The organism is Methylobacterium sp. WL116 (assembly GCF_008039455.1).
GTDB lineage: Bacteria > Pseudomonadota > Alphaproteobacteria > Rhizobiales > Beijerinckiaceae > Methylobacterium.
In genome coordinates, this window is sequence record NZ_VRUV01000577.1 from 1 (window position 1) to 2669 (window position 2669).

3 protein-coding genes are annotated in these 2669 nt (G+C 71.9%); 2 read left to right on the forward strand and 1 reads right to left on the reverse strand.

Annotation, left to right across the window (positions count from 1 at the left end; translation table 11 throughout):
* Together FV223_RS30815 and FV223_RS24735 are read left to right on the forward strand one after the other, a co-directional pair.
* Window positions 1-341: hypothetical protein (locus FV223_RS30815; RefSeq protein WP_187276237.1), on the forward strand; the 341-nt coding region annotated here is incomplete at its 5' end.
* Complete coding sequence (locus FV223_RS24735; protein ID WP_147729442.1) at window positions 338-847, forward strand: hypothetical protein; 510 nt, start codon at window positions 338-340, stop codon at window positions 845-847. The genes FV223_RS30815 and FV223_RS24735, both read left to right, overlap by 4 nt.
* Here the strand turns inward: FV223_RS24735 and FV223_RS24740 are convergent.
* Window positions 807-2093, reverse strand: coding sequence for a family 16 glycosylhydrolase (locus FV223_RS24740; RefSeq protein WP_147729443.1), 1287 nt, complete (start codon window positions 2091-2093; stop codon window positions 807-809). The genes FV223_RS24735 and FV223_RS24740 overlap by 41 nt on opposite strands.
* Window positions 2094-2669: the final 576 nt, after the last annotated feature.

Below are 2669 nucleotides of genomic sequence, written 5' to 3' on the forward strand. Positions count from 1 at the left end.
GCCGGGTGCTGCCGCCCCCCGACGACGGCCTCGGCGAGACCCTGATCCGCCGCGCCTACGCCGAGCGGGCCGCGACCGAGCCGGACGTAGACCGGCTGGTCGTCCGGTTCGGCACCGAGTGGCGCAGCTTCATCCGGCACCAGACGCCGGACCGCCTCGCCGCCCTCGACGCGGTGATCGACGACCGGATCGAGCGGCGGGCGCTGGCCCGGTACTACCGGCGGATGAAGCATGCGGCGGTCGCCGTCGCCGTCACGGCCTTCGCGCTGGCGCAGTTCGGGATCGACCGGCTGCCGCTCGTCCGCCAGATCTGGCGGCTGTTCCGGGGAGATCTGCGATGAGCGCCGCCCTCGACCGCTGGCTCACCCGGCTCTACCACGCGGTCGGCGGGAGCCTGTTCCTCGCGCTGTGCGCCTTCGTCTCCTACACCGCCGGCGACTGGCACGGGCCCTACCGCGTCCGCTCGACGGACCTGCTGACGCCCGAGGTCGCGCCCGGCGGCGCCCTGCGCCAGACGCGGGTGATCGCCTACGGCGCCGAATGCGCGCTGCACGTCACGTGGCGCCTGCAGAGCCTCGGCGCCGACGGGCGCCGGGTGATGCTCCCCGAGATCGCCTTCGATGCGCCGCCCTGGGACCGCGACGGCCGGCCCCAGACCATCGAGACCGAGATCCCGGCCGACTTCCCCTGCGGCCCCGCGATCCTGGTCGAGAGCCCGTCGGCCGCCTGCAACTGGCTTCAGCGCACCGTCTTCCGCCAGCGCCAGCCGGACGCGATCCCCCCCTTCCGGGTGACCTGCGGCGGGGTCACAGGTCCAGCATTCCGGGCGACGGCGCGTGCACCGTGAAGGCTGCCCCCTCGTGAACCCAGCTGCCGCCGGCCTGGGCCTTCTCGAAGGCCGCCGTCTCGGCGGTGCCGGCCGTGTAGTGGTGCTCGCCGGTCGCGGTGTCGAGGAAGCGCTGCACCGTCAGCGCGTCGGCGCCGGCCAGCGCCGGGTCGGCATAGGCCTGGAACGCCACGCCCTCGTCGTGGAAGCTCGGCATCATCGCGTCGATGTGGGCGCGCTCCGTGGGGCTCGCCGTATAGAAGTGCTCGCCCGTCCGCGTATCGACGAAGCGGAACACGTCCACCGTGTCCGCACTCGTGGCGGGCGCCATCCAGGCCACGCCCTCCGCGGTGTAGGACGGCAGGTTCTGCGCGACGTAGGCCCGTTCGCTCGCGCTCGTCGTGTAGAGGTCGTCGCCGGTGCTCGCGTCGCGGAAGTGGAAGGTGTCGCTCGGCGACGCCGCGGTCGGCGCGCTCGCATAGGCCCGGATGTAATCGATCGTCATCTGCGCCGACGCCGCGTCCGGGTCGCCGGCCCAGGCCCCGCCGACGGCGAGGTTGGCGATCAGGTACATCGGCTTGTTGAGATCGGCCGGCGTGGCGGCCTGGAAGGTCGGGTGCCCGTCGTAGTACCAGGTGATGGTGTCGGGCTCCCAGTCGACGCCGTAGGTGTGGAAGCCCGACGTCATGTCCGGCACGGCGACGTTCGCCTCGTCCAGGTAATGCGTCGCGTCGACCCGCTGGCTGCCCGAGACCTGGCTGTGGACGGTGTTGCGCAGGGTGTTCGGGTCGCCGCCGACCATCTCCATCACGTCGAGCTCCGGCGGCCAGCTCCCGTCCGCGGGCAGCATCCAGAACGCCGGCCACATTCCGTGGGCCGCGGGGAGCTGCGCGCGGATCTCGAAGTAGCCGTAGGTCTGGCTGAAGCTGTGGTAGGTGTTGATCATCCCCGACGTGTAGGTCTGCCCCTCGATCGAACCCTGGATGTCGGGGGCGGCCGGCGCGGCGGAGATCGTCAGCGCGCCGTCGGAGACCTGGAACGGGTCGGGCAGGCCGGCCGTGCCGCCCGCGGCGCCGTCCGCGCCGGCGACGTAATATTGCAATTCATCGTTGTATGGCATCGTCCCGGTCGCGCGGACCTTCGTCGACCATTGCGGCGCCCCGACCGTGTCGAGGCCCGTCGTGCCGTTCCACGGCGTGAACGCGTCGAACTCCTCGGCGAAGGTCAGCGTCGCGGTCTGCGACAGGTGGTTCGGATCGATCGCCATGACGGGTCCCGCCTCACGCGGGCGGCCGAAGCCGCCGCGCATGATGAATACAACTCAAAATAGAATAATCGGTTTACAAACTTGGTTCCGCGGTGCGCTGGGTCGTTTGCGGTCTTCGGCCGCCGCTTCGGGCGCCATCTGCGTCTTCGTTGGGCGGGTTCGCGTATAAACTACCGACGGCCTCGGCGTTCGACAGTCGTCGCGCGTGGCCTCTTCGTCGCCGATCCTCGCTCCGTCCGGCGGCGGCCGGACGCGCATCCCCGTGGATCGCACGGGGCGCGATGGAACCGCTGCGGTTCTCGGCCGTAACGCTTCGCAGCTTCCCACGGACCTTCGATGAGACCCGCCGCCGCCCGAGCCACCCTCCGCCCGCACGGCCCCGGCCATGGGTCCGCGGCCGGCGGCATTCAGGGCGCATTCAGTGCCTCGGGCCGACAGTCCCTCCCCATGCGCTACCCCCTCGCCCTCGCAGCGATCTGCCTGACCGCCGCGGCCCTTGCGGCGGGCGGCCTCGGCATATCGGCGGAGGAGACCCGCGAGGCGGCCCCGGCCGTCGCCGCGCCCGGCCCGCCGCAG